28 protein-coding genes and 1 pseudogene are annotated in these 26,797 nt (G+C 57.5%); 11 read left to right on the top strand and 18 right to left on the bottom strand.

Features of this window, described 5'->3' with window-relative positions; all coding sequences use genetic code 11:
• Positions 1–92 precede the first annotated feature (92 nt).
• From PspR76_RS11370 to PspR76_RS11355, 4 genes are read right to left on the bottom strand one after another with little or no spacing between them, the layout of a single operon-like run.
• The gene (locus PspR76_RS11370) at positions 93–1,412 is read right to left on the bottom strand and encodes a sensor histidine kinase (RefSeq protein WP_159955255.1); all 1,320 of its coding nucleotides are present in this window, start codon (positions 1,410–1,412) and stop codon (positions 93–95) included.
• On the bottom strand, positions 1,409–2,077 hold the full coding sequence (locus tag PspR76_RS11365; protein ID WP_159955254.1) for a response regulator transcription factor: 669 nt from the start codon (positions 2,075–2,077) through the stop codon (positions 1,409–1,411). Before PspR76_RS11365 ends, PspR76_RS11370 begins: the two co-directional genes overlap by 4 nt.
• Positions 2,077–2,391, bottom strand: coding sequence for a PepSY domain-containing protein (locus tag PspR76_RS11360; RefSeq protein ID WP_159955253.1), 315 nt, complete (start codon positions 2,389–2,391; stop codon positions 2,077–2,079). Before PspR76_RS11360 ends, PspR76_RS11365 begins: the two co-directional genes overlap by 1 nt.
• A complete protein-coding gene (locus tag PspR76_RS11355) occupies positions 2,391–2,693 on the bottom strand; it encodes a PepSY domain-containing protein (RefSeq protein WP_159955252.1) in 303 nt (100 codons plus the stop codon). Before PspR76_RS11355 ends, PspR76_RS11360 begins: the two co-directional genes overlap by 1 nt.
• A 159-nt stretch (positions 2,694–2,852) precedes the next feature.
• On the opposite strand from PspR76_RS11355, the gene PspR76_RS11350 reads away from it, so the two are divergent.
• On the top strand, positions 2,853–3,932 hold the full coding sequence (locus tag PspR76_RS11350; protein WP_159955251.1) for a patatin-like phospholipase family protein: 1,080 nt from the start codon (positions 2,853–2,855) through the stop codon (positions 3,930–3,932).
• A gap of 412 nt (positions 3,933–4,344) precedes the next feature.
• Here the strand turns inward: PspR76_RS11350 and PspR76_RS11345 are convergent, their stop codons facing one another.
• The 3 genes from PspR76_RS11345 to PspR76_RS31225 all read right to left on the bottom strand — a co-directional run bounded on the left by PspR76_RS11345 (position 4,345) and on the right by PspR76_RS31225 (position 6,596).
• The gene (locus PspR76_RS11345) at positions 4,345–4,908 is read right to left on the bottom strand and encodes a YfbU family protein (RefSeq protein WP_159955250.1); all 564 of its coding nucleotides are present in this window, start codon (positions 4,906–4,908) and stop codon (positions 4,345–4,347) included.
• Positions 4,909–6,131: 1,223 nt separating this feature from the next.
• Positions 6,132–6,392, bottom strand: coding sequence for a tyrosine-type recombinase/integrase (locus tag PspR76_RS31230; RefSeq protein ID WP_237235746.1), 261 nt, complete (start codon positions 6,390–6,392; stop codon positions 6,132–6,134).
• Positions 6,393–6,416: 24 nt separating this feature from the next.
• Complete coding sequence (locus tag PspR76_RS31225; protein ID WP_237235745.1) at positions 6,417–6,596, bottom strand: hypothetical protein; 180 nt, start codon at positions 6,594–6,596, stop codon at positions 6,417–6,419.
• A gap of 92 nt (positions 6,597–6,688) precedes the next feature.
• Between PspR76_RS31225 and PspR76_RS11335 the strand changes: the two genes are divergently transcribed.
• Both PspR76_RS11335 and PspR76_RS11330 read left to right on the top strand, forming a co-directional pair.
• Positions 6,689–7,042 (top strand): LuxR C-terminal-related transcriptional regulator, encoded by a 354-nt coding sequence (locus PspR76_RS11335; RefSeq protein WP_159961407.1) that lies wholly within the window; start codon positions 6,689–6,691, stop codon positions 7,040–7,042.
• A gap of 147 nt (positions 7,043–7,189) precedes the next feature.
• Positions 7,190–7,471, top strand: a complete 282-nt coding sequence (locus PspR76_RS11330) for a hypothetical protein (protein WP_237235744.1) — start codon at positions 7,190–7,192, stop codon at positions 7,469–7,471.
• A 296-nt stretch (positions 7,472–7,767) separates the two neighbouring features.
• On the opposite strand, the gene PspR76_RS11325 is transcribed toward PspR76_RS11330, so the two are convergent.
• On the bottom strand, positions 7,768–8,880 hold the full coding sequence (locus PspR76_RS11325) for a hypothetical protein (RefSeq protein WP_159955249.1): 1,113 nt from the start codon (positions 8,878–8,880) through the stop codon (positions 7,768–7,770).
• A 391-nt stretch (positions 8,881–9,271) separates the two neighbouring features.
• Complete coding sequence (locus PspR76_RS11320; RefSeq protein WP_159955248.1) at positions 9,272–10,186, bottom strand: hypothetical protein; 915 nt, start codon at positions 10,184–10,186, stop codon at positions 9,272–9,274.
• Between the two features lie 479 nt (positions 10,187–10,665).
• On the opposite strand from PspR76_RS11320, the gene PspR76_RS11315 reads away from it, so the two are divergent.
• The 6 genes and pseudogenes from PspR76_RS11315 to codA all read left to right on the top strand — a co-directional run bounded on the left by PspR76_RS11315 (position 10,666) and on the right by codA (position 14,807).
• Positions 10,666–10,878, top strand: a complete 213-nt coding sequence (locus PspR76_RS11315) for a helix-turn-helix transcriptional regulator (RefSeq protein WP_159955247.1) — start codon at positions 10,666–10,668, stop codon at positions 10,876–10,878.
• Positions 10,879–10,941: 63 nt separating this feature from the next.
• Positions 10,942–11,298: a 6-carboxytetrahydropterin synthase QueD gene (gene queD / locus PspR76_RS11310; RefSeq protein ID WP_003237990.1), complete on the top strand. Its 357-nt coding sequence runs from the start codon at positions 10,942–10,944 to the stop codon at positions 11,296–11,298.
• A 124-nt stretch (positions 11,299–11,422) separates the two neighbouring features.
• A complete protein-coding gene (locus PspR76_RS11305) occupies positions 11,423–11,863 on the top strand; it encodes a GNAT family N-acetyltransferase (RefSeq protein ID WP_159961405.1) in 441 nt (146 codons plus the stop codon).
• 189 nt (positions 11,864–12,052) lie between these two features.
• Positions 12,053–13,321, top strand: a complete 1,269-nt coding sequence (gene codB, locus PspR76_RS11300) for a cytosine permease (protein WP_159955246.1) — start codon at positions 12,053–12,055, stop codon at positions 13,319–13,321.
• 7 nt (positions 13,322–13,328) lie between these two features.
• Positions 13,329–13,544: pseudogene (locus tag PspR76_RS11295) on the top strand (helix-turn-helix domain-containing protein); the annotation flags it as partial.
• Between the two features lie 27 nt (positions 13,545–13,571).
• On the top strand, positions 13,572–14,807 hold the full coding sequence (gene codA / locus PspR76_RS11290) for a cytosine deaminase (protein WP_159955245.1): 1,236 nt from the start codon (positions 13,572–13,574) through the stop codon (positions 14,805–14,807).
• Between the two features lie 9 nt (positions 14,808–14,816).
• On the opposite strand, the gene PspR76_RS11285 is transcribed toward codA, so the two are convergent.
• From PspR76_RS11285 to PspR76_RS11265, 5 genes are all read right to left on the bottom strand, one after another.
• The gene (locus PspR76_RS11285) at positions 14,817–16,973 is read right to left on the bottom strand and encodes a lipase family protein (protein WP_159955244.1); all 2,157 of its coding nucleotides are present in this window, start codon (positions 16,971–16,973) and stop codon (positions 14,817–14,819) included.
• Between the two features lie 14 nt (positions 16,974–16,987).
• Positions 16,988–17,770, bottom strand: a complete 783-nt coding sequence (locus tag PspR76_RS11280) for a hypothetical protein (protein ID WP_159961403.1) — start codon at positions 17,768–17,770, stop codon at positions 16,988–16,990.
• Positions 17,767–18,600, bottom strand: a complete 834-nt coding sequence (locus tag PspR76_RS11275) for a DUF4123 domain-containing protein (protein WP_159955243.1) — start codon at positions 18,598–18,600, stop codon at positions 17,767–17,769. The genes PspR76_RS11280 and PspR76_RS11275 overlap by 4 nt, the downstream gene beginning before the upstream one ends.
• The gene (gene tssI / locus PspR76_RS11270) at positions 18,600–20,633 is read right to left on the bottom strand and encodes a type VI secretion system tip protein TssI/VgrG (protein ID WP_159955242.1); all 2,034 of its coding nucleotides are present in this window, start codon (positions 20,631–20,633) and stop codon (positions 18,600–18,602) included. Before tssI ends, PspR76_RS11275 begins: the two co-directional genes overlap by 1 nt.
• Before the next feature lie 300 nt (positions 20,634–20,933).
• Entirely contained in the window at positions 20,934–21,911 is a 978-nt protein-coding gene (locus PspR76_RS11265; RefSeq protein WP_159955241.1) for a diaminopimelate epimerase, read from the bottom strand.
• A 208-nt stretch (positions 21,912–22,119) separates the two neighbouring features.
• On the opposite strand from PspR76_RS11265, the gene PspR76_RS11260 reads away from it, so the two are divergent.
• Positions 22,120–22,782: a carboxymuconolactone decarboxylase family protein gene (locus PspR76_RS11260; RefSeq protein WP_174245615.1), complete on the top strand. Its 663-nt coding sequence runs from the start codon at positions 22,120–22,122 to the stop codon at positions 22,780–22,782.
• Positions 22,783–23,061: 279 nt separating this feature from the next.
• Complete coding sequence (locus PspR76_RS11255) at positions 23,062–24,213, top strand: MFS transporter (RefSeq protein WP_159955240.1); 1,152 nt, start codon at positions 23,062–23,064, stop codon at positions 24,211–24,213.
• A 26-nt stretch (positions 24,214–24,239) separates the two neighbouring features.
• Here the strand turns inward: PspR76_RS11255 and PspR76_RS11250 are convergent, their stop codons facing one another.
• The 4 genes from PspR76_RS11250 to PspR76_RS11235 all read right to left on the bottom strand — a co-directional run bounded on the left by PspR76_RS11250 (position 24,240) and on the right by PspR76_RS11235 (position 26,795).
• Positions 24,240–24,737 (bottom strand): type III secretion effector protein, encoded by a 498-nt coding sequence (locus PspR76_RS11250; protein ID WP_237235742.1) that lies wholly within the window; start codon positions 24,735–24,737, stop codon positions 24,240–24,242.
• Positions 24,738–24,789: 52 nt separating this feature from the next.
• The gene (locus PspR76_RS11245; RefSeq protein ID WP_159955238.1) at positions 24,790–25,152 is read right to left on the bottom strand and encodes a hypothetical protein; all 363 of its coding nucleotides are present in this window, start codon (positions 25,150–25,152) and stop codon (positions 24,790–24,792) included.
• Positions 25,153–25,337: 185 nt separating this feature from the next.
• A complete protein-coding gene (locus PspR76_RS11240) occupies positions 25,338–25,508 on the bottom strand; it encodes a type III secretion effector protein (protein WP_159955237.1) in 171 nt (56 codons plus the stop codon).
• A gap of 312 nt (positions 25,509–25,820) precedes the next feature.
• Positions 25,821–26,795: a hypothetical protein gene (locus tag PspR76_RS11235; RefSeq protein WP_159955236.1), complete on the bottom strand. Its 975-nt coding sequence runs from the start codon at positions 26,793–26,795 to the stop codon at positions 25,821–25,823.
• Positions 26,796–26,797: the final 2 nt, after the last annotated feature.

The following is a 26,797-nucleotide window of genomic DNA, read 5'->3' as shown; positions in this document are numbered from 1 at the left end:
ACCTCGGTGTATCAGTGACACCGAGGTGACGCTATCGCAGGCGAGCCAGCTCCCACACAAGCCCGCTCCCACATTTTTTATTTTGTGGTGTATCAGGCCTGGCGCTTGGGCAATTCGATCAGCACCTTCAAGCCACCCAGCTCACTTTCCTGCAGCAGCAATACCCCGCCCCACACCTCGACGATATCGCGCACAATCCCCAGCCCCAGGCCATGGCCGTCGATCTGTTCATCCAGGCGCGTACCACGGCTGAACACCTGGTCGCGCTGGCTTTGCGGAATGCCCGGGCCGTCGTCTTCAATGGCCAACAGGTAACTGTGCGGCGCTTCACTGACGCTCAAACGGATTTCGGCATCCGCCCATTTGCAGGCGTTGTCCAGCAGGTTGCCCAACAGCTCCAGCAGGTCTTCGCGGTCCCAGGGTAATTGCAGGCCGGGCGTGACGTGGTAGCTCAGGTCCAGGTGTTCGCCGTGGATCATGTTCAGCGTGGCCAACAGCCCGGGCAGCTCTTTTTCGCAATCAAACAAAGCACCCGGCAAGGTTTCGCCGGCAAGGCGCGCACGGTTGAGTTCGCGATTAAGGCGTTGTTGCACCTGTTCCAACTGCTCGCGCAACAGTTTGCCCAGTTCAGGATGGGCCTTGAGCTGCTCACTGGACGCCACGCTCAACAGCACGGCCAACGGGGTTTTCAACGCATGCCCCAGGTTGCCCAACGCGTTGCGCGAGCGCTTGAGGCTGTCTTCGGTGTGGGCCAGCAAGTGGTTGATCTGCGCCACCAGCGGCTCCAGTTCAAGCGGCACCTGGGTGTCGAGTTGCGAGCGTTGGCCCTGTTGTAGTTGGGCGATCTGATTGCGCGCGGTTTCCAGTGGGCGCAAGGCACGGCGCACGGTAACCCGTTGCAGGATCAGCACCAGCAGCAGGGCCGCAAGCCCCATCACCAGACCGATCTGACGCATCAAACGGAAACTTTCCCGCACCGGCGTGTAGTCCTGAGCCACGCTGATGGAAATCGACTGGCCAAAGCGCTTGTAGTCCGCGCGCAACACCAGCAGTTGCTGGCCTTCCGGGCCCAGTTGCAGGTTGCCCTTGAGCCCGGCCTCGGGCAGGCGCGGTAGTTCCTGGTCCCACAGCGAGCGGGAACGCCAATGAATATCGGCAAAATCGATGCGAAAATAATGCCCGGAAAACGGCCGCTGATAGGCCGGTGACAGGCGCTGCTCGTCCAGCTGCACACCGTTCGGCCCACGCACCAGCGCCACCAGCAGGTTCTCGGCGTCGTTGCGCAGCCCGGCTTCCAGGTAGCGCTGCAAACCGGCCTCGAACAGCCACAAGCTGGTTTGCGCCAGCACCAGGCCAACGATCACCATCACGCTGATCAGGCCCAGGCTCAGGCGCCGCTGAATGGACCTCATGCAGGCCCGGCGCCAAACCGGTAACCCTGGCCGCGCCGGGTCTCAATCACACTGCGGCCGAGCTTGCGGCGCAGGTGGTTGACGTGCACTTCGAGCACGTTGGAGTCACGCTCGGTCTCGCCGTCATACAGATGCTCGGCGAGGTGGCTTTTCGACAGGATTTGTTCCGGGTGCAGCATGAAGTAGCGCAGCAGACGGAATTCGGCGGCGGTCAGCTGGATCTCTTCGCCATCACGCAGCACGCACTGGCGGCCTTCATCCAGGTGCAGCCCGGCAGCTTGCAAGGTGGGTTGGTTGGCGTGGCCGTGGGAGCGGCGCAACAACGCCTGGATGCGCAGGTGCAGTTCTTCCGGATGAAAGGGTTTGCTCAGGTAATCGTCCGCGCCGGCCTTGAGCCCTTCGATACGCTCGGCCCAGGAGTCGCGGGCGGTGAGCACCAGCACCGGCGTGACCAGGGCGGCCGCGCGCCATTGGGCCAACACCTCCAACCCCGGCAGGCCGGGCAAACCGAGGTCGAGGATGATCAGGTCATAGGGTTCGCAGCGGCCTTGATACGCAGCATCGCGACCATCGGCCAGCCAGTCGACGGCGTAGCCCTGGCGCTGCAGGCCGGCCAGCAGTTCATCGGCCAGGGGAACGTTGTCTTCCACCAGAAGCAGGCGCATCAGTCGTCCTCCTCATCTTTGAGCAACACACCCGTGGTTGCATCCAGCTTGATCTCGCGCACTACGCCCTCGGTGGTCACCAACTCCACCTCATACTCATATCGGCCGTGCTTTTTCTCAAGTTCAGCTTCCAGCAGCCGCGAGCCAGGGTGGCGCGCCATGGCCTGTAGCAGCAGTTGCTCCAGCGGCAGGATCACGCCCTGCTGGCGCAGTGCCAAGGCTTCATCCTGGTTGAGGTCGCGGGCGGACAGGCTGGAACAAAAAGCCAGGAGCACCAGCACCCTCCAACCGCTGGCGCGTCGATATACCTTCATTACGTATCCTGATGATTCTTGAGTACGTGCCCGGTGAGCGCGTCCAATTCGACTTCCCACTCGATGCCATTGGCATCTTCCAGTTCTACTTGATAAATGTACTTGCCGTAGGCCTCGTCCAAGTCGGTGTCCAGCAGGCTCGAACCTGGGTGCAGCGCCAGGGCCGCGGCCTCCAGCTGATCAAAGGCGACAATTGTAACAGTGCCAGGCAATTTCAGCGGTTTGTCGGGGTCCACTGCTCGGGCCTGTGCCGCCGTGGAGGCGATGATACCGGCGGCGACCAGCGCTGTGAGGCGCTTCATGATAAGTCTCCGTTTCAGGATGTTTTTCCTACGCAGGCCACCGTACGCACTGCAACTTAACTGAAACTGAATTGCCACCATGGCATTTTTCAATCGGCATCTTTCCCCATCATCCGCGAGTTTTTCTATACTGCCCTGCTCGCTTCAACAGAGACTGGTATGACAGCCATCCACATCAAGTTTCCCGCCTTGACGCTCAAGGCCGGTAAACGCGCCTTCGCACGCATTCGCGAACAGGGCCTCAAGCCTGCGGATGTCGGCACCCTCCCCGGCGCGGCCGGTGGCCCCAAGGCGCTGGGCATTCAGGGCCTGGACCTGGCACTCTTCGGCGACTGGATGCCGCGCGCGCCGCGCGAACGCGCACTGATCGGCGCCTCCATCGGTTCCTGGCGGTTTGCCAGTGCCTGCCTGCCCGACCCGGTGCAAGGCCTGCTCGACCTTGGCCGCCTGTACAACGAACAAAGCTTTGCCAAGGGCGTGACCATGGCCGAGGTCAGCCGCAGTTGCCAGCGCATGCTCGATGACTTGCTCGCGGGCCGTGATGCGCGGGTGTTGGACAACCCCGACTATCGCTTGAACATCATGGTGGTCAAAAGCCACGGCCTGCTCGCCGATGACCACCGCGGTCGGCTCGGGCTGGGCCTGTCATCGGTGATTGCCGATAACCTGCGCGGCCGCGCACGGCTGTCGCGACACTTCGAACGGCTGATCATCCACGACCCGCGCCAGGCGCCGCCGCTGCATCCGCTGCAGGATTTCCCCTCGCGCTTTGTGAACCTGGAGCTGGGCAACCTGCGCCAGGCGCTGCTGGCGTCCGGCTCTATCCCCATGGTGATGCAAGGCGTGCGCGACCTGCCCGGCGCAGGCACTGGCACCTACCGCGACGGCGGCCTGCTGGACTACCACCTCGACCTGCCCTACCACGGCGACGACATCGTGCTGTACCCGCACTTCACCGACCGGGTCATCCCCGGCTGGTTCGACAAAGGCCTGCCGTGGCGGCGCAGTAATCAGCAGGGCTTGCAGGACGTGTTGCTGCTGGCCCCGTCCAAGGACTACCTGGCCCGCCTGCCCCACGGCAAATTGCCGGACCGCAGCGACTTCAAACGCTTCATGGGCGATGACCCGAGCCGCAACAAATACTGGCAGACCGCGATGAGCGAGAGCCAGCGGCTGGGCGATGCGTTCCTGGACCTGGCGGACAACGGCAAGTTGGGCGAGCACTTGCAAGCGCTATGACCCAGCGGTATGCGCGGCGAGGGATCAAGCTGTTAAACTCGCCGCCTGCCAGATACCTGACCGAGCTGAAAATACTGTGGAAATTTCCAAAGATTCCACGGTAGCCTCTCGCCGAAAAACCTTCCGCTTCAGAACCCTCCAAAACCCCTCTAAAACTTAAGCACTTGAGTATCACCGCGTACCATTCAATACCTTCCTAATACCATTTAGTTAGTACACTGCCCGGTACATCGAAAATGGTTTTGAGAGGATATGCTAGTGGCACTTACGGACACAGCAGTCAGATAGGCCAAGCCTAAGGACAAGGCGTACACACTCCAGCAGCACTCCCAACTCGGGGCGATGGGCGTGGTGAAGCCGAAAACGAAAAAGCCCCGCACGATGGCGGGGCTCCTATGATCAGTAAACTAAATTATGCGTTCGACGGGTGACGCTGGGCATTTAGAACCTTAGCCAGCGCCTCAATCCCAAACAATCCATAGTCGTGATTGTTCATCTTGTTCGACTGAACGTCGTCAAAAACTTCAAGCATGCGGCGATAGCCATCGGTAGTATGCATGTGAGCGTTCAAGTCTCGACCGGACAACTCTGACCAGCGATCCAAATCCTCAATAAAAACGCGAGCAATAGAAATATAGCGATGTTCGTTATTTCCATCAAAGCCCCGGAACTTCACGTCCTTACCAAAAACATCACAAGCATCTTGGAGTGCTTTGAGTTCTTGTTCGTCAAGAGCCTTAAATGACTCCTCCAGTACAGACCACATCTCTAAAACGTCAGCAACGTACTTAACACCCTCAGGGTCATCGCCTAGATCTTCAAACAATCCCGGGTATTTCCATCCCAACGCCCATCCGTGCCCACCCGCAACCATTCGCTGCACGAAATCCGGGTCGATATCGCTTTCAACTTCAAGATGCGTATGAAGGTCCGTTAATAGGGTAATAATTAGTTTTTGCTGATTCGAAAATTCCATATCAGTCCTCGGCACAAAGTTTTAAAAGCTCCAGAATGGAAGCTGGGCTAGATGATAGGACAAGATTAGAAATAAAAGATGACTCACAGCAAAAACTCCTACTCTAGAGTCGGGATTTGTTCGCGGAAAAACCGCAAACCAACAAGAAATGCATACATGGGGGAGGGTCTGTCAAGCAGCTTGACGATGGATATCCAAGGCTCCCTTATCCAACCAATTCCGGCCTTCCATAGACCGTGTGTTTTCTCTTCGCCGAAGTCCATCCTACTCCCGACGTCCATCAGCGACGTATCGCGACTTGTGTAACACTTCATGAAGTCTTAGCCGCATTCGGGATAGCGTTTGACAAGGCGCCCCATCAGACCGTCAATAAAGAGAGCGTCGTCGGTGATCATCGTCGACAACAACGTGTTCTCATGAGACGTACAGCAAGATACGTCAGAGCCCAGGACAACTCAGTGGCCCTAATGCTCTAGAAGGTCTTCAGAGGTGCGCCCTTTGAAATTAGGTGTTCTGGCCACGGCTCAATCACCTGTATAGTTGGTGCCGCTGGCCCTGCGACGGTTGTTTACGATTTATCGATCCTGAGCCCCGCTACCAGCTGGCGAGTTGCTCACGTTGTCACGCATCCGGCGGACCATAAGGCCAAGCTGAATGACCAACTCCTGGATTAACAAAGGTGCAAACGAAGCCGGACGAATGACAGCTGATACATTCGGGCCAATGAAACGCGCCTCTGATAAGTCAGGCACCGCAGCAGGATGGGCACTCGGTCATCGGTATTAGGCGCCACATAAAAGTCGGGCCATGTTCTTCTTTGATCATTTTCAAACCTCGCCCCTAAAAAATTGTGGTTCTGGCTCGCACGCCCCCATTCAAGACGTCTACGAAGTTTTGCGAAACTTCATATCTAATGACTGTCTGCGCGTGAATCGGCTTGAAGCCACACGCATCTAACCAGTCGTGCCACCTCACCAATGCCAGGCGGCGTTGCTCTTTGGCCTGGGTGTTGATGTACGAGGCGATCTTGCCCGGTTAATGGTTCAGCAGCATCTCGCCGATTTGGCCGTCAACGTCGATGTCAGTCCAGGCAGTGCGCGCCACCTTGCGCAGGTAGTGACTGGTCCATGCGCCCTGCCCTAACCGAGTGTAAACAACGCTGGCTTGGATATCGCTCAGCGGCTTGCCACGGCATGACGGGAACAGAAAGGCCCGTCGTATCCCTACACGGTTTGGCGGTCACGGTATCGGCGCAGCAGTGCACACGCTTGATCAGCCAGCGGCACTCGCAGCTCAATCTTGGTCTTGGTGTTTTCGGCGCGCAGAAACCACTCACACTCCGACAGCATGATGTCTGACCAGCACGACTGCCGGTTCTCTCCGATCCGCGTACCGTGGCACAGCATCATCAAGGCCAACATGGCGTCACCTGGCGCGTCGTCGAAACGCTCAGCCAGCAGCGCCACCAGTTCGGGCAACTGCACATCGCGCAGGCGGGCGGGCTTGGGCTAAATGCGTGCCGTGGTGAAGTAACTGAACTCGACCATAGGGTTGAATGGGATCAGGTCCAGTTTGCGCGCCTGGCGGAAGGCCATGGCGACGAGGCGGAACAGCTGCTGAACGTACGACAGCGACAGCTCCTCTTGGGCCGGCCACATCAGCAACTTGTCCAGGGTTTGAGCATTCACGTCGGTGAGCGGGAAGCTGGCAGATGACGCCAGAAGATTTCACATCAGCGTCTGTATCGGGCGCTTTCGGAAAACAACCGGGAGTCAAAGCGATGTACGAAATCATCAGCGGCGCATGGAAGGGTCACCTCGGACGCGGCCTCGCGCAGAAGGAATTGCAGTATCTACTGGGCACCGCCCAGGGCATGACAGCCAAAGAAATAGCCCGTCGATTCGAAGTTGCAGCCTGCACCGTGGCAAAGCGCCTTTCATGCGCAATGTTCAAGCTTGGCGTAACCCGCCAGACTGCTGCCGTTGCCGAGGAGATGCGCCGCCAGATCATCTCACCGGTGTGCTTTGCGCTGGCCGCGATGATTGCAATGCACGCAATCATCGGCGACGACGCAATGCGACGTGACCGCCGGATTCCGGAACGTCGCACTGCCCAAGTGCGTGTGTTGCGCTAAGCGGAACGCCCAAGCCTCACCGCCTAATTCAAAGCAAATATACGCAACCACAACCAAGGAGTCGGCATGAACCAACCCATCCAAAAAAACTAAGCCGTTCTGCGGGCCCTGCGAGACCGTGTTCAGCTTTCCACTTCGGAGATGTACGTGATGATCGGTCGCGAAGAACCTGTGAAGGTACCGCGTTTCAACGTGGTGCCGATCGGCAAGAACCTGTTCGATGTGGTGGAGCGCTCCAGCGGTGTATCTCGCGGTGCACGCACTGGCCACGACGGCGCCTGCCAGTATGCCAATCACCTCAAGCGCAACGCCGACTTCTTCGATGCGGCCAAGGCCACGTCGAAGCGTTTCGGGTGGCGCATAGCGCGCTGGACGGCTGGCTTCGCGGCAATGCTGGTGCTGTTCGCCTACTACGGTGCGCAGCCATGATTGACGTGCCAATACCCAACTCGCGAGATTCGATTATCTACAATTTGAACCAGCTGCTCGACGCCTACTTCCGTGCAGGCAAGTCAGCTCAGAAGATCGCCAGCTCTACGATCAAGTTGAGCCCTTCCCAGTCTTATGCATTCAACTCTTAATCGAAAAGGCTCAGCAGGCGCACAACCTTTTCTCATATCAGCCGTATAGCCAGTACATTGGACTTTGCGCTCATGGCCGCCATCGCCCAATTTTCCCAGGGCGATAACAGTTACCGCTTTTCAACAAATCAGCTTAGCAGGTGGTTAGCGCGGTTTGAATCCATCTACGATTTTGGCCACCTGCTCCAAACCATCAAATGTGGAAGGAATCACGCTTTCATCTGACACGATGCCACTAAAAATAATTTGCTCAAATTTATTAAGAAGTTCTTTATCACTTTTCCTAGCATCAGATGCGAATTCGACATAACTGTTAATAAATTGACACAAAGTCATCCTCAAGTCTATTTGAAGCAGCTGAGCTTTGATGGAACGAAAGTTCTGAAGAGTAATTCTAAAAAAATAAATTATCATTAGTTCAAGCGCAAATAAGGCTGCAATAGAAAGCGACTCCCTAATTAGGTCAGTTTCATGCCCAACCACACCGAAAAACTTGAGGAGAGGAACCAATAGAAGACACAGACCAAGCGCGATGAGAAATTTGAAAGCGAAATCTCGCTCTTTAATCTTGTTTTTCCTAAGTTCTGAAAAGCCTTGATAAAGCCCTACAAAATTGTAAGCATTCTCGTAGCCGGCAAGCTTTTCCTGTAGAGCCTTTACCCGTAGTTCCCGAATAGACATTTCTTCATTTGACTTCTCGCGCGCCTCCTCTGAAGTACGGATAGCTGCTGGGAGTTCTTTTAGAGTAGCCATGTGCGGGTGATGGATGTACTCCCTCAAAATATTTATCGCCATATGATTTCTGGCCCATTTCACCTGCGTAGCAGCATCAGGATATTCTAGAAAATCCATTCCAGACAATTCGTTCCAGGCCATATTTAAAAACTGCGACATGCCATTAGGAGATTTCAGTTCAAGCTCCACTACAAATCTGTAGCAGCATGAAAGCATAGAGTCAGCATCGTAATTTTTACTGGAGCCTGCAGCCTGAAGACACTCTACAAACCTAGAGCCAATATGTTTAATATTGAAAGAGCAAGATGAGTCAAACACGGCAGGCATGTTAATCATTTCATTAAGTGCAGCGTTGACAAAGCTCTGGACCTTCTTCCCTTCGACGCTCGCGATTGTCTCATTCTGAGCGAATAAACTCTCAAGTCTATCCGTCGCCCTAGCAAGGAAAGCCTGCATATTGTTATCAGCAAAAAACACTTGCGACTCATCACTGCTCAGCGTGCCATCAATAACATTACTCATTCTAACTCCATGATTAGCTCGTTTCGCTTGCAGGGTCTTCCGATGAAAGATGTTAGCAGCTTAGCTTAGAGAACAACCTTGCCCCAACCTCACGCCCAGCAACCTGCGCCAGACTACGGTCAACATAGGTTCGGTCACCCGCTAAAACCGGCACTACCACTTGACGACCGCGCTTCACCTCGCCGTTGTTGCGCCAGGTCTCCCGGCCCTCCTCGTCCTTGTAGCACTCCAAATAGCTCCAAACCTGAAAGCCTTCGATTTAGTCATAAATATCGCGCTTCGTCATGGTCCACCCCATTTAGTGGAATGGCGCCATCGTAGCACTCCAATGCCAGGGCAAGGCCCCCCACGCCTAAAGGAAATTCCACCGTAAATAAAGCTAAAACCTCTCTTAACATACAACCTCTATATATGGGACTCCATCTATCACATTTTTTGCTTTACTCTCCGAAATCCAACGAGCCTTAAAGTTGACACCGTCATCCTGCGAGTTGGCCGCCGGTTCTTCCATTAGCGCAATCTGTCCATCTAGAGGAAGATCAAAATTATCTCGTAAAGACATTATCAGTTTCGCGCCTGCCACTGCGCTTTCTCGACGCAGATCACTGAACCATCTTGCAAGTCTCAAAAAGCACTCGCTCCATTCCTGTAAAGTGCCTAAAAGAGATATTGTCTCAGGGCCAGCCAGAAGATCATTCTTCGCATCCTTACTCCATCTTTTATAGGTCGACAGAAGTTCATCCCTAACAAACTCCATTACCACAGTAACTCCTGCAATGTCACGTGACTGCTCGATTGAAAAATGTATAGGGGGCATACCCACATGCTGGCAATAATTACGTAAATTACTGAAAAGCCGATAAGCAGACGACCGATCATATTCGGCACTCAGTCGACGTTTCCACTCCACAGAGTGTTCGGAGTCTGGTCCGAATTTTCGTTCAAGGCTCGATGTTCCATGATCAATGAATGACTTAAACATTCCAAGCAAATTCAGCGTTAGCCTCGAAAAGCTTAATGAAGCCATGTTCATATGGGCTTCCCCCATGACACCTTCTTTCATATACCTTTCTGTAAATCCCAATATTGAGCGGAGCAAATCCTCAACATTCAACTGCACAGAGTAGAACAAATCAACACCACTAGAATAAAAACCAACATTCTCAATTGCGTTATTTAAAGCCTCTAACTCCTCAACAGAAAGCTTACGCAAATAACGAAAAACTGTTCTCTGCTCAGCGCGAGCACCAGAAACTTCTACATCTTCATTAAAAGAATGCACTAAAAATAGGTTACTTAACTTCATGCCACTTCCCTCCCCGAAAACTTAGACCCACTTCATGCTACCACAGCAATATTAACTACCCATCTGTCAAAAACAGCCGCTAAAGCGGCAAAGACGAAGTCATGCCTGAAGAAAAACTCAAGTTCCAGGTCGGCGCACCCTCCGAGCAAAAAAACCAGCCAAAGCCGGTGACGCCTGGAATCCACCAATCAATAACGAACCGTCAGGTGGATAGGCTCATATGAAATCCAGTACGACGGCCCTTCAGTTGGGTTCGGAAAGAATTATCCGAAGGTGCCGACCGAGAAGTTTCTTGCCTGGGCCAGCCACGACGTCACCGACGAACTCCCGGCACAGGAATATGCAAAGTGGCCAACGGCCAAGGTTACGCCATGATCGCCACCCTCTGGTTCGCCTACGTCTTCATCGATCGCTAACCCGAACCTTCTGCCGCCCAGCGCGGCTCATTGACTCGCCCCGCCCGCGGCAAGTAGATAAACATGGCAGTTGCAGAAAACATCGACCGCTTCCTGCGCCTCGGCGAGGTGCTTCGTACCCCTGGCCTGGGCCGTAATACGGTTTATCGACGGATCAGGGAGGGCACATTCCCAAAACAGGTTAGAATAGACCCCAATTCGGTCGCTTGGCGTCAGTCAGCAATCGCTAAATGGATGACATTAGTCACGCCCAGCAACGACCAATCAGTACATTGATCAGTACACCATAAACTGACAATCACCCAAAACCCACGCAACACAAGCCCTACAGGTCACACCGTGGAAATCTTCAAAGAGTTTACTTTCGAATCCGCCCACCGCCTGCCCCACGTTCCGGAAGGCCACAAATGCGGGCGCCTGCACGGGCATTCGTTCAAGGTGGCGATCCACCTGAGCGGCGACCTGGACCCCCATACCGGCTGGATTCGCGACTTCTCGGAGATCAAGGCGATTTTCAAGCCGCTGTATGAGCGCCTCGACCACAACTACCTGAATGACATCCCCGGCCTGGAAAACCCGACCAGCGAAGTGCTGGCCAAGTGGATCTGGACTGAGCTGAAACCGCTGCTGCCGGAACTCAGTGCGATTCGTATCCACGAGACCTGCACCAGCGGCTGCATCTATCGCGGCGAGTAAGCGATGGCACATTGAAGAACCACCTGCGGGTGGTTTTTTTATGCCCGACGACCTTTATAGTGCGGCCGATCGAGACGATCTTCGAAGCGCCAGCGGACTGATTCTTTCACAGGAGCACACTGCAATGATGCGCCCCGCCACTGCCGATGATGTTGCTGCCATCGAAGCGATTGTCGAAGCCGCCTACTCGCCTTACATCGCGCGGATCGGCCGCAAGCCCGGGCCGATGCTTGAGGACTATCGCCAGTTAGTCGAGGCTGGCGGAGTGCATGTACTGGATAACGCCGGGACGGTTCAGGGTTTCGTCATTCTACTGGCGGGCGATGGTGCTTTGCTGCTGGATAACCTCGCCGTAGCGCCTGGTGCAAAGGGTTTGGGATTCGGGCGATTACTGATGGAATTTGCCGAACGACACGCTATCGACGCCGGCTACGCCACGATTCGCCTGTACACCCATGAAACCATGACCGAGAACATCGCGCTCTACACACGCCGCGGCTACGTAGAAACCCATCGCGCCGTGGAACGGGGCCTGCGCCGCGTGTACATGACCAAGCGCCTTTAGCAGAAGCTGAGCCAATTTGTATCACCGCTGCACCGCTTTCGTGCCCGACTGGGCATAAAGAACACTCCTCCCGGCGATTCACCACGGTTTGGCTATCAATACTGTGCACGGTGCACAGCGTCCTTCACTGCCGCCGGTTTGGCACGCGCGGTGCAACAGGCCTGCGTCACTCATTCAGGGAGCAGGGCCATGACGCAGCAAGAACCGGGCAACGATTACCCCCTCAGCGAAGTGCCGATGCATGCACGCAAAGGCCTGGCGTCCACGGCCATGGTGCTGCTGGGGTTCACGTTTTTTACCGCGACCATGTTTGCCGGGGGCAAGCTCGGCGTGGCGTTCAGCTTTACCGACATGCTCGGTGTTGTGGCCCTGGGTAACCTGCTGCTGGGCATTTACGCCGCAGGCCTGGGTTACATCGCCTTCAAGAGCGGTTTGAACTCGGTGTTGATGGGCCGTTTCTGCTTTGGCGAAGTCGGCAGCAAGCTCAGTGACCTGATCCTCGGTTTCACCCAGATCGGCTGGTACGCCTGGGGCACCGCCACCGCCGCCGTGGTGCTGGGCAAGTATTTCGAACTGAGCCAGGGCAGCGTGCTCGGGTTGATGGTGCTGTTCGGCATGGTGTTCTGCGCCACGGCCTATGTGGGGTATCGCGGGTTGGAAATTCTGTCCTACATCGCAGTGCCGGCCATGGGCATTTTGCTGTTCCTGTCGATGTGGGTCGCTACTGGAGCAGTGGGTGGGCTGGATGGCCTGCTGGCCGTGGTGCCGACGGGTGAACTGGACTTGTCCACGGCGATCACCCTGGTGTTCGGCACCTTTGTGAGCGGCGCGACCCAGGCCACCAACTGGACACGGTTTTCCCGCTCCGCCAAGGTCGCGGTGCTGGCCAGCCTGATCGGATTTTTCATCGGCAATGGCTTGATGGTGTTGATCGGCGCGTATGGCGCCATCGTCTATCAGCAGCCGGACGTGGTGGAAGTGTTGCTACTGCAAGGCTTCGCCATGGCGGCAATGGCCATGTTGCTGCTCAATATCTGGAGCACCCAGGACAACACCATCTACAACTTCGCCGTCGCCGGCTGCAATTTGCTGCGCACTAAACGCCGCAAGACCGTGACCCTGGCAGGCGCGGTGATCGGCACCTTGCTGGCTCTGCTCGGCATGTACGACATGCTGGTGCCCTACCTGATTTTGCTGGGCACGGTGATTCCGCCGATTGGCGGGGTGATCATGGCCGACTTCTTCTACCGCTATCGCGGCCACTACCCGCGCCTGGCCGAGACTCGCCTGCCGGCATTCAATTGGCCTGGGCTGGTGGCTTATGCGGTGGGCACCGTGCTGGCGTTTCACTCGCCGTGGGTGGCGCCCCTGGTGGGGATTGTTGCCGCGTCACTGACCTACATCGTGCTGACCTCAGTGTTACGCGTACGCGCGCCACTGGCAGATGCCTCGGCATGAGTCTGGCGACTTTCACCATGGCCCGAGCCTGATGCCGCCCCTGGAAGCCTGGCTTCACGAGAATGCTAATCTAGTGGGCGCCGCCCAGCGCCTGGCCGTGCACCGTAACACCCTGACACAACGCGTCCAGCGCATCGAAGCCCTTTGTGGACTGAGGCTGGACCACTCATATGACCGCCTGGACATCGGCATCGCCCTGATGATCTGGCGGCTGTCTGCCTGACTGTTATTAGCCAAGAGGAACTTGCCCATGCATATCATCAACGCCCGCCTGCGCAACCGTGAAGGCCTGCATGATCTGCACCTGGAACACGGCCGGATCGCCAGTATCACCCCACAAACGACAGTGCCTGCGTTAACGGCCGGCGACCTGGACGCCGCCGGCAACCTGGTTATCCCGCCGTTTGTCGAGCCGCATATTCACCTCGACGCCACCCTGACCGCCGGCGAACCGCGCTGGAACATGAGCGGCACGCTGTTCGAGGGCATCGAATGCTGGGGCGAGCGCAAGGCCACCATTACCCAGGAAGACACCAAGACCCGCGCCAAGAAAACCATCCAGGCCCTGGCCGCCCATGGCATCCAGCATGTGCGCACCCACGTCGACGTTACCGACCCCGACCTCACCGCACTTAAAGCCATGCTTGAGGTGCGCGAAGAAAGCGCGCACCTGATCGATCTGCAAATCGTCGCGTTTCCCCAGGAAGGCATCGAGTCCTACCGCAACGGCCGCGAGTTGATGGAAGAAGCCATCCGCCTGGGTGCCGACGTGGTAGGTGGCATCCCCCACTTCGAATACACCCGCGACCAAGGCGTGAGTTCGGTGAAGTTCCTGATGGACTTGGCCGAGCGCACCGGTTGCCTGGTGGACGTGCACTGCGACGAAACCGATGACCCGCACTCGCGCTTTCTTGAAGTGCTCGCCGAAGAAGCCCGCAGCCGCGACATGGGCACGCGCGTCACCGCCAGCCACACCACGGCCATGGGCTCCTACGATAATGCTTACTGCGCCAAACTGTTTCGCCTGCTCGGGCACTCAGGCATCAGCTTCGTCTCCTGCCCGACCGAAAGTATCCACCTGCAAGGCCGCTTCGACAGCTTCCCAAAACGCCGCGGCGTCACCCGCGTCAACGAACTGCTCGAAGCCGGCATGAACGTGTGCTTCGGCCAGGACTCGATTGTCGACCCTTGGTATCCGCTGGGTAACGGCAACATCCTGCGCGTGCTGGAAGCCGGCCTGCACATCTGCCACATGCTCGGCTACCGCAACCTGCAAAGCGCCCTGGACCTGGTTACCGACAACAGCGCCAAGGCCATGGCCCTAGGCGACCGTTATGGCCTGGAACCCGGGCGACCGGCCAACCTGTTGATCCTGTCGGCAGACAGCGACTACGAAGTCATCCGCAGCCAAGGCCTGCCGCTGTACTCGATCCGTAACGGCAACGTGTTGATGAAGCGGCAACCGGCGCAGGTGGCGTTTTTGTAAACGGCCCGGCTAAACAATCGAGTCGATATCCAGTGGTTGCGCCCTCCCCCGGTCGTTGTGGGAGGGTGGCGGGATACTCGCAATTTGTGATATCTCGCGGTTTTCACGGTGGCTGAACCAACGCTTGAGGCTGTGCGGCAGCTGGGTGGAGTGGGCTTGACTGCCGTAGACATCACGCGCTTCAAGGCGACGCCAGCGCAGGGATTCCAGACGCTGGCGACTGGTGCGCAAGCGGTCGATTTCAGCGTTCAATGCCTGGTTATGTTCGTGCCCGTCGCTGCGTTGGTTGGTTGGACGCCGACGATCAAGCTCACGGTTCTTGTCACGCAATTGCTGAGTCATGGTCTCAAGCGCACGGTCGATCAACTCGAATTCCCTTGGCGTGACCAAAGGCCCCTGGCTATCGACGGTCTGTTGCCAGCGACGCAACGTGGCCCAGGCTGCCGGAATGTAGCTGGCGGTCATGAAGTGCTGGTTGGCCTGGAACAGTTGTTTCAACAGGTTGGCGCGGTCAGGCATGTCGCCGTGGAGCTGCAACGCTTGGTTGCAACCGGCCTCGATAATGGACTCACAACCGGGCTTCCATAACACAGAGGATTGGGTGCCATCCGGGAGCTTGATCGGCATGAAGTGCTGTTGTTCACCGTGATGCTGGTAAGGGTTGCCACCGACGCGCACCAGCCCGGCGGCGAATAACAAGCCTCCCGAAGCAGGCGCGCTGAACAGCACCACGGCTCCGGGAACCCAGAGTTTGGCGGTGGTATTCATCCACCGAGCGGGCACGCTGGGTACCGGGTCGTTGTGATTGACGATGCGATGGTGGACCAGAGACGAGGCGCCTTCAGTGAACTCGGAGTCAGCCGCGCGAGGCGCACCGTAGGTGTAAAGGAGAATGTTGTAGTCGGCGCCGGAGGTTCGGCGCAGCCCTTCTGCCAGGAGCAAGGCGATGGCGCCACCGAGGCTGTGGCCGCAAATCACAATGCGCTGGCCGTCGTGGAATTGATCGAGGTAGTGCAAGACGAAATCGCGCATCGCTTGATACGCCTGATAGAAGCCCTCGTGGGCTTTTCCTACTCCGCCGCCAAAGGGCACCTGATGGGCATTGGCGTCTCGCAGTGCGTCGGCACCACTGGCGGTGCCTCGCACCGCAATCAGGATGACTTGGTCGTGATGAGTGATAAACGCCTGCGTATCAGTGCCGAACTGTTTATCGTCGAAAAAGTGCACGCGAGCAGGATGCTCCTGTTTCTCTCCAAGCTCCAAACGGTTCTGCGGATACAACTGCGGATCGAAGGGCACAATTTCAAAACGCAGGGAGTAGGGAACATCCTCATACAGCGGGTAAAAGCGTTGAACCTGCTCACGGTCGACCTTCCAGGCTTCCTGATATCCGGCAAGTTTTTCGGCGAACACATTCCCCACGCTTGGATCCAGCGGAAAACTGACTTGATCCACAGGTCGCGTTGGAGGCTCCTGGCCAAAGTCGCAGTAACTCAAGGTGGACATCAACGCCAGTTGATACAGGTTCAAGGCACAAAATTGATCATCACCGCAGAGCATCGGTCGCAGGGCACGCAACGGTCGTACTTCCAGCACCGTGTGCAGGTTAGGAAACAGCACCACGCCCGCCAAAGCCGGTTGAGGCGGGCCAAACCCCAACTCAGCCATCATTCTTAGCGCGTGCTGTTGAAGTTGATGTGTCCGTGGCGCCAATGGCGGCAGGTGAGCAACATGTCGGACCAGATCGCGTACTTCCACCTGATAGAACCGGTCCGCTTGGTGCTGTGCAGGATTACTCTCAGTGCGTTGACCATCAGCAGCGAAAAAGCGGGTCTGTTCGGCACGGACCTGAAGTTCGGTGATGGGTAGTTTGTAAGTCTCGCGCCCGCTCAATCCAAAATACGGCGCCTCTTTCCCAGAATACAGCCGCTCCAGAACCAGAACGACGGGACCGCAGTAAAACCCTTGTAGCTTGGCGAACCCCTCGCCCGTCAGTCTTCCGCTGTACTGCTGCCCTGCGCTGTCGTGGACCGTGTACGCAAGCCCACCGTACGCCTTCCCGCTGCCCGTTTCATCAACCAGACAAAAACTTGCCCAATGCCCTTTCAATGCACAGGCGGGCATCTTGCTACTGAAAAAAGGTTGCTTCCATGCGTCCTGGCTCATGACTCAACTCCTTGTTATTGGCACGTGGGATAGACATCACAGGTGCGTCCATCCGGCATCGTTATCGGTTTAAACTCAGGTGCATCGTCATCGCAAGCGCCCTGCAGATCCTCAAAACTCGTCCCTCGGCAGCGTTTCCACCCGCCGGGTACAGCGATCCATCGTCGGTCAAAAGCCGGCTCCTCCTCATCGGTAAGTGTCAGCACCAGCCTGAGTGTCTTTCCTGGTAGCAGAGCTCTTTGTGCAACCCCACCCGCCAGCATTTTTTGCCGCTGCCCGCTCTCGTCCAACGCCCTGCATCTCAGCAGTTTCCTGATCGTATGCGCCCGCCCGACCGTGCGAAAAAGCCACATACATTGCCCACGCAACTCCTGTACACCCGAGGCTGGCACCCCCGCTACATCCTCGGATTCAATAGGGTCTGTAAAGTAGATACCCGCCAGTGCCCCACCGACATCAGTGCTGCGTGCCCCCCACTTCGCATAAAAATCGAACTCCACACTGCGCAGCGCCGTGGGGCAGCCCTCAATGGTTTCAGTCAACGGCAGGTCATAACTCACCCGCCCGGCTACGGGTTTGTAATCAGCAATAATGATTTTTCGTTCAGGCCTTTTACCCCGTCGCTGCGGCAACTTGCAGAGTTGATATCTGGCGGGACGGTAATTCGCCGCGCCAACAAATCGAAATTGCGCCGGCAAATCCACCTCCAACGTAAAGTGGTTAACCGGCCCTACCGCACAACCCGAAAGCCATGCCGCTCCCAGCACAGCTAATGCGCCACGCATGCACCTGCTCATACTTTTTCCCTCAACCTTCGCCACTGCTCCAGCACCCTTTCGAAATGATCGCCGGGCGCTTCCTCTTGCATCGGTTGCCAGCGAATCACGCTGGTTTGCGTCGCCTCCTCCAACCTGCGTACCACCAGGAATTCAAGTTGCTGCGGCCCGCGCCACTGCCAGGCGCGGGCTTGTTCCAACACCTGGGTCAGCCAGATCCTGGGGTCTTGAAATTCGACTAGCGCGGCGAGACCTTCGCTGTGTTCGGTCAGCAGGTAGCGCAGGATGTTGGCGTGCAGGATGGCTTGCGCTTGGGGGTTGGGCGCGTTCAGCCAAGGCGCAGGCACAGGCGCCGGATACTCTCCCGGCGCGGGGTTTTCGCCCTCGCACCAGCGGTCTTCATGCCAGTAGTACACAGAAATCAGCGGGCCGAGAAAGACCGGCCAATCATCGATCGATAAGTGGGCCAGCGCGCGAGCAAGGGTGCGGTTATCGTGAATGCGATACACCGCTTGGCTGCCGGCCGGCCCTACCAACAGACGTTCGCGCCAGTGTCGAGCCAGGCCTTGCAGATCATCGCCCGGCAGACTGCACAGCCAGCCCCAGTTCGTCTGCGGATGTTGCAGCAACTCGACCAGCGCGGGCTCCCCTAGCTGGTCCAGTAGCAGGATCATCGGACCGGTAGAGGCAAGCTCGGCCACAGCAGTCTCAGCGTAGAGACAGCAATACTGCGGCACATGGCGGACCGTCAACAACGGCTCGCGGGCGGCGTGTTTTCCGTCAAGGATCAAGCACAATCGGCGCCCCGCCTGATGTTGTCGGGCCATCCAACGGCCGGGCATACTCTCCATCAAGCAGCCCTCCCTGGGATATTGCACAGGCCTTCGCGGCATTGCTCACACACCGGGCAATAGTCAGCGCCCAGTTGCCGGGCCTGCGCCATGAGAGCGCCCTGCGCCGCCGAAATCTTCGGGGCAGTCGCAGCAGAAAAAGGCGCCGTCGAGCGGCTTGCGGGCGGTAAGCCTCCCACCGTAATTGGCCGACTGCTGAAGATGCCACCCGCCTGGATCAGCACATGTTCTCCGCCTGCCTGGAGGCTGATTTGTGCACCCGCATTGATCACCAGGCTGGCACCGGCCTCCAGGTACAGCTGTTGCCCGGCTTCGATGACGAGGGTCTGACGAACATAGGTATCGCTGTTGCCATGCACATCCAAGCGATCGCTGGCTTTCAGCACAACATTGCGATCACCCGTGGTGTGACGGTGTTCTTCGCTTTCCAGGTGTACCGTGCTTGGGCCCCGAATGACTTCACGGCGCTCTCCGACCACCTCCAAACGACTGTCGCGGCCCACGTGCTGTTGCAGGTCGCGTTGGGCGCGCAGGTAGATGAGCTCCTCGCCGTGGCGATCTTCAAGGTGCAACTCGTTAGCCCCGCCGCCGCCCCTGGTACTGCGGCTGCGCAACACGCTGCGCGTCTTGTATTGCGGCAAGGGATAAGCCGGCATGTGCGATGCATTGGGCAGGCAGCCATTGATCAAGGGCCGGTCGGGGTCGCCTTCAAGGAAAGTCACCAGTACTTCCATGCCCACCCGAGGAATCAGCATCGCGCCAAAGCCATCGCCCGCCCAGCCGGAAGCCACGCGCACCCAGCAACTGCTTTTGTCATCGTTTTTATCCAGGCGGTCCCAGTGAAAACGTACTTTCACCCGACCGTAGGCATCGCAATGCACCTCTTCGCCTGCGGGGCCCGTCACCGTGGCGGTCTGGCTGCCATGAATGGTCGGCTTTGGGTGTTTGAGCGGCGGCCGATGCGCCGCACGCCATGGCGTAACGGTAAATCGGTTGCGATAGCCCTGGAATGCAGCAGGCTCAAACCCCGCTTCCTCCAGCACTTGTGGTTGATAACCCTCATGGCGTACCGACTTGATCAACCAGAGGTCGTTGCAGGCTGGATCCGGGTGATCACGCAATTCGAGAAAGTGGCCGCCGCTCAATGCCGGTTGATCACTCTTACCCAGTGCTCGAAGGCAATCGCCTTGAAGACGTTCCAAACCCCGGCGTGCCAGTTGCTTGCCACGTGCGTGACCGGTGAAGCCGGCGGGGTAGCGGTAATCTTCAAGGCTGTGTAAGGAGGCTGCACCGGCCTGTTCCTGCAGACGCAGCGAAGGGTGTTCGAAGTCATGGTCGCGGCGCACGGTTTGCCGACTGCGGATTCGCAGGCGCACATCAAAGCGCCGGATCGCCCGCGTATCAGCCGCCAAGTCGCCCACCGTGCGGTAATGCTGCGCAGGCAAACGCCGAAACACAGTCTGGTCATCACCAAACACCAACAGATGATTATCCCGGCTGTGGCGAAAGTGGTAGTGAATACCCTCCTCTGCACACAGCCGTTGAATAAAGTGCAAGTCGCTTTCTGCGTACTGCACACAGAACGCGCGTGGCGGATAGACCACAGGGCCAAGTTCGAAGGTGTAGGCATCGGCAAGGATACCGTGATGTGCAAGTACGGCAGCGATGATCTGCGGCACGCTGCGCTGCTGGAAAATCCGCTGGTCACGCCGATGGGCAAGACACGCCAGGCGGGGCGCCAGCGTGAGGTGGTAGCGGGTGAACCGCCCCCCGGGATCATCCCGGCCAATGGCGTAGACCTGGCCATGCAGGCCCGCATCCGCCTCGCCAAAATCCAGATAGACCGGCTGGTGCAGCAGCGCGTCGAGATCCAGGGCGGGGTTTTCACTGACTAACTGCAGGTGAATAAAGTAGGGCTGATCAAGACGCTCGCTGCCGTTGAAAGCCAGCACCTGAAAGTCACAGTTTAATTCTGCAAAAGTTGGTTCGGAAAATATCAATTTAAATCGCGGCAAAACAAAATCGCCAACCATCCTTAGTTACCCGTGCTCACGTTTTGACTGAAAGACTTTCCCCCGTCGAATGTTGATTTAACTGCCGGAAAAAAGCGCCTGAATGCATTGAATCTTAGCGATTTCAGGCGAGATTCGGGCCTTCAAAAATAAAAAAGAAGATTCGTACGGCGTGGTCGGAAGTGTCTTTTACAAAATAAGACAAGGCATTATTTTTACAACTACCAACAACAAGAAAACTCCTACGTTAATAGGACACGCATAAGTATCTTGAAGAGAAACGGCTGACACTCATCCAGGATATCAGCCGCACTTGCACATTCAGGCTTGCGGTCGTGCAGTCCCGAATAAACTGACGCTCAGCAATTTTTCAGCCTGAACATTCAACCGTACCGGCGCCGTGCCACCCGGCATGACCACGGCCACGTCCCCAGCCTCGACCCAGCCTGCCCGCCACGCCGCACAGGCCACGGCGCTGGCGCTGGTCCCGGAGGACGCGGTAGGGCCCTCGCCCCGCTCAAACACCCGCGCAAGTACCTGATTGCCTGAAGAGCGAGCGGCCCATTGCAGATTGATCCCGGCAACGCAGGGTCGGCCGCGCCCGACAGGTGGCGCAAAGGCAATTGACTGCAACGCTTCAAACAGGGCGCGCTCGTGCATCGCCTGATTGTCAGGTAACGCCCAAGCGTGCTCGACGAGCGTCACACAGTGGGGATTGCCGACCCGGACAAACTGGCTGTGTGCCCATTGCGGGTTGATCACAGCTAGGGGCGGTACATGACTGAAGCCAAGATTGCGCCCATCCACACCCTCAGCGCCAACCGCTGAAGGCCCGAACGCCGGCGGCCCCAAGGCCAGCCAGAACCCCGCAACCTGTTCATAGATCGCAGGTTCCACAAACGTTGCAACGGGTGACGCGGTATCGGCTTTGTCGTGATGCACGCGCAATTCACAGCCCTGCGTCATCAAGCCCTGATCGGTCAGCGCCTGAGCAAAAATCGTCAAACCGTTGCCGCTGCGCTCCGCGAGTGTGCCATCGGTATTGACGATGAGCAGGTCAAACGGCGGCGCACAGTCGAACGGCCCGACCAACAAACCATCGCAGCGGTGCGCCTTCGCATCCGCCGGACGCGGCAGCGTGCCCCATCCACACTCAGACGCAATCGCCAACGATGCCCAGGCCTGGGCAGTGCGCGCGGCCTGAGCGGCGCTGTGCGGCACTTCAATGCCCGTGCGCCTTAACAAGGCCGGGTTGATCACGCCATAGATATTGCCGCGGGCATCGTAGAACTGGGTCATGGGGTCATCCACATCCGTTGTCGCTGAACATCAAAAAGAAAAATACTCTGCGATTGTGTGGGATAGCGTCGATTGAGACCACCCGTTGGTCATGGCGAAAAACCAGGCGCGCCCTACACTCCTATTTCCCCTGGATGGACGTTTTCATCAGGCCGAAGTCCGTGCGCAGTCGAGCTAACGCCGTCCTCTTTCCATGGAGGATGCAATCATGAAGGCACTGGTGCCACACAACCCCGTTGAAACGCTGTACCGCGAAGGTCGCAAGACGTTCATTGAGCTGGTGCCTGATGGTGGCTCGCGCCTGGATGCGTTGTTCCACACAGCGCCAGCCCTGGGTGAATTGGCCGTTGGCGTGGTGTATGGCTATCTGCATGACCGCCCCGGTCTGGACCCGCGACTGCAAGAGGCCGCGATCTTTGCCGCCATCGTCGCAGCCGGCATGGTCGGGCCGCCATTGAGCGTGCATTTCAAAACCAGTCTGGCGCAAGGCCTGGCGCCTGGTGAGCTGACCGAGTTGTTGCTGGTCGCATCGGCGTTTACCGGCTTCCCGCGTGCAGTGGCCACGGCCGACCAGCTCAACCTGTTGTTCAGCGGTGCCGGCCTTCCCTCGCCCCCGCCACCGACGCCTCGAGCCGTGGTCATGACATTCTGCGACAGTGTGCGCAGAGGCCAGCCGTTATTTGCGGTCGACGCTCAGAGCAAAAAACTGCTGCGCAAACCTCATCGGTTGGCACTGCACGCCACTGCGGCGGACCGGGTAATTATCGAGAGCTACATCGGCAGGGAAACAACGCCTCGTGGGACGCTGCTGGTTCGCGTAAAGGACGCCGAGGTGATTGAAGTGCGGGCGTATTTGCCTACGCTAACCTGAGGACAGTTCAGAAGTGGCCTGGAAAGTGGCAATCCGCCGCAAGACGCCCGGGGTTCACCAGTTCTCACGGGGATTACTCACTTTCCAGGCCACCTCCCGCCTGCCTGACATTCTTTATGTGGTCGCCCGATCCCCTCTCGTTCCCTATTGGTAAAAATAAAATTACCGACCTGCACGCAAATCCCTATTACCTGGGGAACCCAATTCGCTCGACAAGGCCTGATGTGCAAGGATGTCGCACCGGACATCGTTCGTTGAACGCAAAACCAAGGATTTTTCATGACTGCCATCCCCACCCCAGCGCCCGTGGTTCCCGGGCGGCTGGAGCAAATGTCGACCCGTATTGCATTTTTCATCGCCGGCTTCGGTATCGCGGCCTGGGCGCCGCTGGTGCCATACGCCAAAGCTCGCGCGCAACTCAATGAGGGCACGCTTGGCCTGTTGCTGTTGTGCCTGGGCGTGGGTTCGATCATCGCCATGCCCGTGGCGGGGGCGCTGGCATCACGTTATGGCTGCCGTCGTGTCCTGACGGCCGGCACGATAATGATCTGCCTGGCCCTGCCGATGCTCGCCACGGTCAGTTCGATTCCGTTACTGATGGCCGGATTGATCCTGTTTGGTGCAGGCCTGGGCACCGTGGACTCCACGGTCAACCTGCAAGCGGTGATTGTGGAGCGCGCCAGCGGCAAAACCATGATGTCGGGCTTTCATGGCTTGTTCAGCCTGGGCGGCATCGTCGGCGCAGCGGGCGTCGCCGGGCTGCTGGGGCTGGGCCTGTCGCCGCTGCAGGCGACGCTGGTGGTGATTGTCATCATGGCGGCAGCGCTGCTCAAGGCCGGGCCACATTTGTTGCCCTACGGCAGTGAAAGCTCGGGCCCGGCGTTTGCCATTCCTCACGGCGTGGTGCTGTTCATTGGCTGCTTGTGCTTCATCGTGTTTCTGGCTGAAGGTGCCGTGCTGGATTGGAGCGCCGTGTTCCTGAGTGCCGAGCGTGGCCTCGATGAGGCTTACGCCGGGCTTGGTTATGCCGCCTTTGCCCTGACCATGACCGCTGGCCGCCTGACAGGTGATGCCATCGTCCGACGCCTGGGCGCCACACGCGTCATCGTGATCGGTGGCGCGTTGGCCACTGCCGGCATGTTGCTCGCGACACTTTTGCCCGCCTGGGAAACCGCACTGCTGGGGTATGCACTGGTGGGGGCCGGTTGTTCGAATATCGTGCCGGTGTTGTTCACCGCCGTGGGCAAGCAAAAGGTGATGCCGGAGCATATTGCAGTGCCGGCCATCACCACTCTGGGTTATGCCGGTATTCTCGCCGGGCCCGCCGTGATCGGTTTTGTCGCCCACGGCAGCAGTTTGAGCACGGCCTTTGTACTGATTGCACTGTTGCTGGCCGGTGTAGCCATCAGCGGCAAAATTCTCAAAGTGTGAACCGCTCAGCGCTCAAGGCCGGGTCGCTACCTGGCCTTGTGTGCCTCATGTTGCTCCAGCCAGCGCCCCAGGCTTTTATTGCACAGCCACTCTTCGTCTTTCGGGCGACCAAACAGGCGCAGTGTGTTGACACGCTGCAATGATCGCAATAAACCCGGCCGTTCAATGATGTTTTTTGCCGTGTACACACAGTGCTCGCTGTACTTTTTTCCGGGCAGCCCGGTAGCGGGATCCAGAATGGGCAGGCCTTGTGAGTCGCTGTCATCGGGGTCATTCATCACGTTTTTGAGCAGCGCAATTTCCATGTATTCAAGGGTTTCAAAAAAAACCGTGCGGTCCTTGGATTTATCCCTCAATAACTTGAAATAGCCTTGCAGAGCCTGCACGACCTTGGCGTTGCCGTGATCGTGAAAAGGGTCCTGGCTAAAGGCTTCAGGGGAGCTGTTACCGCGCAAGGCTGCGGCGGCGGCGCTCAGGCTGTCGCGGGTGATATACCCGTCACTGTCGATGATCGCATCGTTCAACCTTGGGCGTTTGAGAATCTCCCTGACTGCCAGGATCACACGGTCCCGCACGTTAATCGCCCCGCAACGGTTGAGCTGCAATTTTCAGCAAAGCTGACTGCGTCAGGCCCTGGGTCATGCCTAGAGAAATGCACAAATCGCTGAAGTCTTTTGCCAACTCGTCCAACAAAACGTTATCCGCCGATTTCGGCCCCGGAGGGGTTGTGTCCGCGCGAGCAATCGGCGCGTTCTGCAAGGCCTGATAACGCAGCAAGGACGCGCTTGAGCGCAACGACGACGGCTGACGTGGCACATCCCGCGTGTTGAAGTGATCTTCGCAAGGCGGGTGTGCAACGGGCGACGCCAAAGGCCAGCGTACCTCAGGCCGGTCCATGGCCGGCGACTGCCCGCGCGATACAGCACTGTTAATTTTCATGTGTTAGTTCCCACCTTTTCCAGATCTATGCTTGCCTGAAAGCCACCACACAGGCGCTTTGGATCTTCGAGTCGATTCCCGGGTAGCAAGCAACCGATATGTGGTCAGCTGAACTCAATAGTTCCGGGCAACCGCTGGATACCCATGACAGCATGTAAAAGTGAGCGGGTGCATCAGGCAGGCGTTTACCCACGCCACCAAGCGGTAAGGCCATTGATCAATGCGGCCCACACGCTATTGGAGTGCCTGGACGCCTGGGTATCCGGGTCGCCGGCATGACCTGGGGCAACCATGCCGCGGGCGAAATCAGCGGCCACCGGTGCCCGGAACTTACGCTGGCCGGCATAGGCTTTCATTCGCTGGGTTTCTGCGGCGTATCCGTTCGACAAGGCGGCATGGAGGACGTCATTCGACGCCGCGTCCCTTTCCAGGGATGTTGAGCGATCAACGTCAGGGCCGCTGGGAAAAGCCTCACAGCCGACGGTTTGGCAGGATTGAAACGAAGTTGAGGTCATGTCTTGGCCCTGATTCAGTATCTGAAAAGGCGACCGGCTCCGATAAAGCCGCTGGATAGGTATGCCCTGAGTGGCGAGTGTGTGGAAATAGTTCCTTGCACAATTTGAAGCACGAGGCGCTGCCAAGCGTTCGCAGCGCCTTATTGCTATGGGTTATGCGATCAAGTAAGAAGCCAACACGAGCCCCGCCTGGCTGAATTTGTTGTCCCCGGAGTCACTCAAGAGTTCATCCAATATGCCCGTCAAACGGGGACTATTGACGGTCCTGTCACTCACGTTACGTAGGTGGTCGATTGAAGTGTCGCCCGTCCGTTTTAGACCGGCCAGATATTTGAGGTCTTTAAGATTGATTTCGCTTTTACCGAAGCCCCCTGCTAATTGATCGAAATGGCTGATCAGCTCCTGAACTGCTTGCTTATCAGTGAGGTATTTCAAGGGGTTGGGGTTTTGGCTGAACGCCCTGAGATCGCTGATTGAGGCCGGATCACCCTGCCGGAACCAGGCATCCATCGTCTCGGGACGCCTCATAGCCTCCTTGGCGCTGCGAATTGCTCGATTCATTGCAGGGTCGCGACCCAATTCTTTTTGCGCCATTTCTTCAATAGCGCTCCTGCTGAAAGTCGAAGGGTTACACGGCGTTCCAAACGCCCTGGCGTCTCTTAGAATACCGGTCAACAGTTGATCGTCGCTTCTCTTCGAGTAGATAGGGTCTGGTTTATCCAGCGTGATCGGGTAGGGGCCATGAGCGTTAGTCGGTGGCTTGGGCCTGCCCAACCAAGGGTTTGCCCATTGCTGGTGCTGCTGCGTGCCGCCCTGGGGTGAGGCGTGGTGTGAGGCGTGGTATGAGCTCTGATGTGAGCCTTGCTGCATCATTGCAGAGAAATCTGGATTCTGGGCCGGGCGACTATTGAAGTGGCTGTGATGACTCGCTGCCTGCTGTGGCTGACCAAACACCGGCCCATGCTGGCTATGCGATGCATTGAAATTGACGCCTCCAGCGTTGTGGCTGTGGTAGGACGGCGCAGTCGACGCCGTAACATTGACCTTGGCGTGGGACTTTGAATCAACCTGCGGGGTGTCCGCGCTGGATGAAACAGATACAGATGGAGTGGTAGCCGATACCGACATAA

It is taken from the genome of Pseudomonas sp. R76, from assembly GCF_009834565.1.
In the GTDB taxonomy this organism is placed as follows: domain Bacteria; phylum Pseudomonadota; class Gammaproteobacteria; order Pseudomonadales; family Pseudomonadaceae; genus Aquipseudomonas.
The sequence above is the reverse complement of the archived record's forward strand: the minus strand, read 5'-3'. Positions and strand labels throughout refer to the sequence as shown.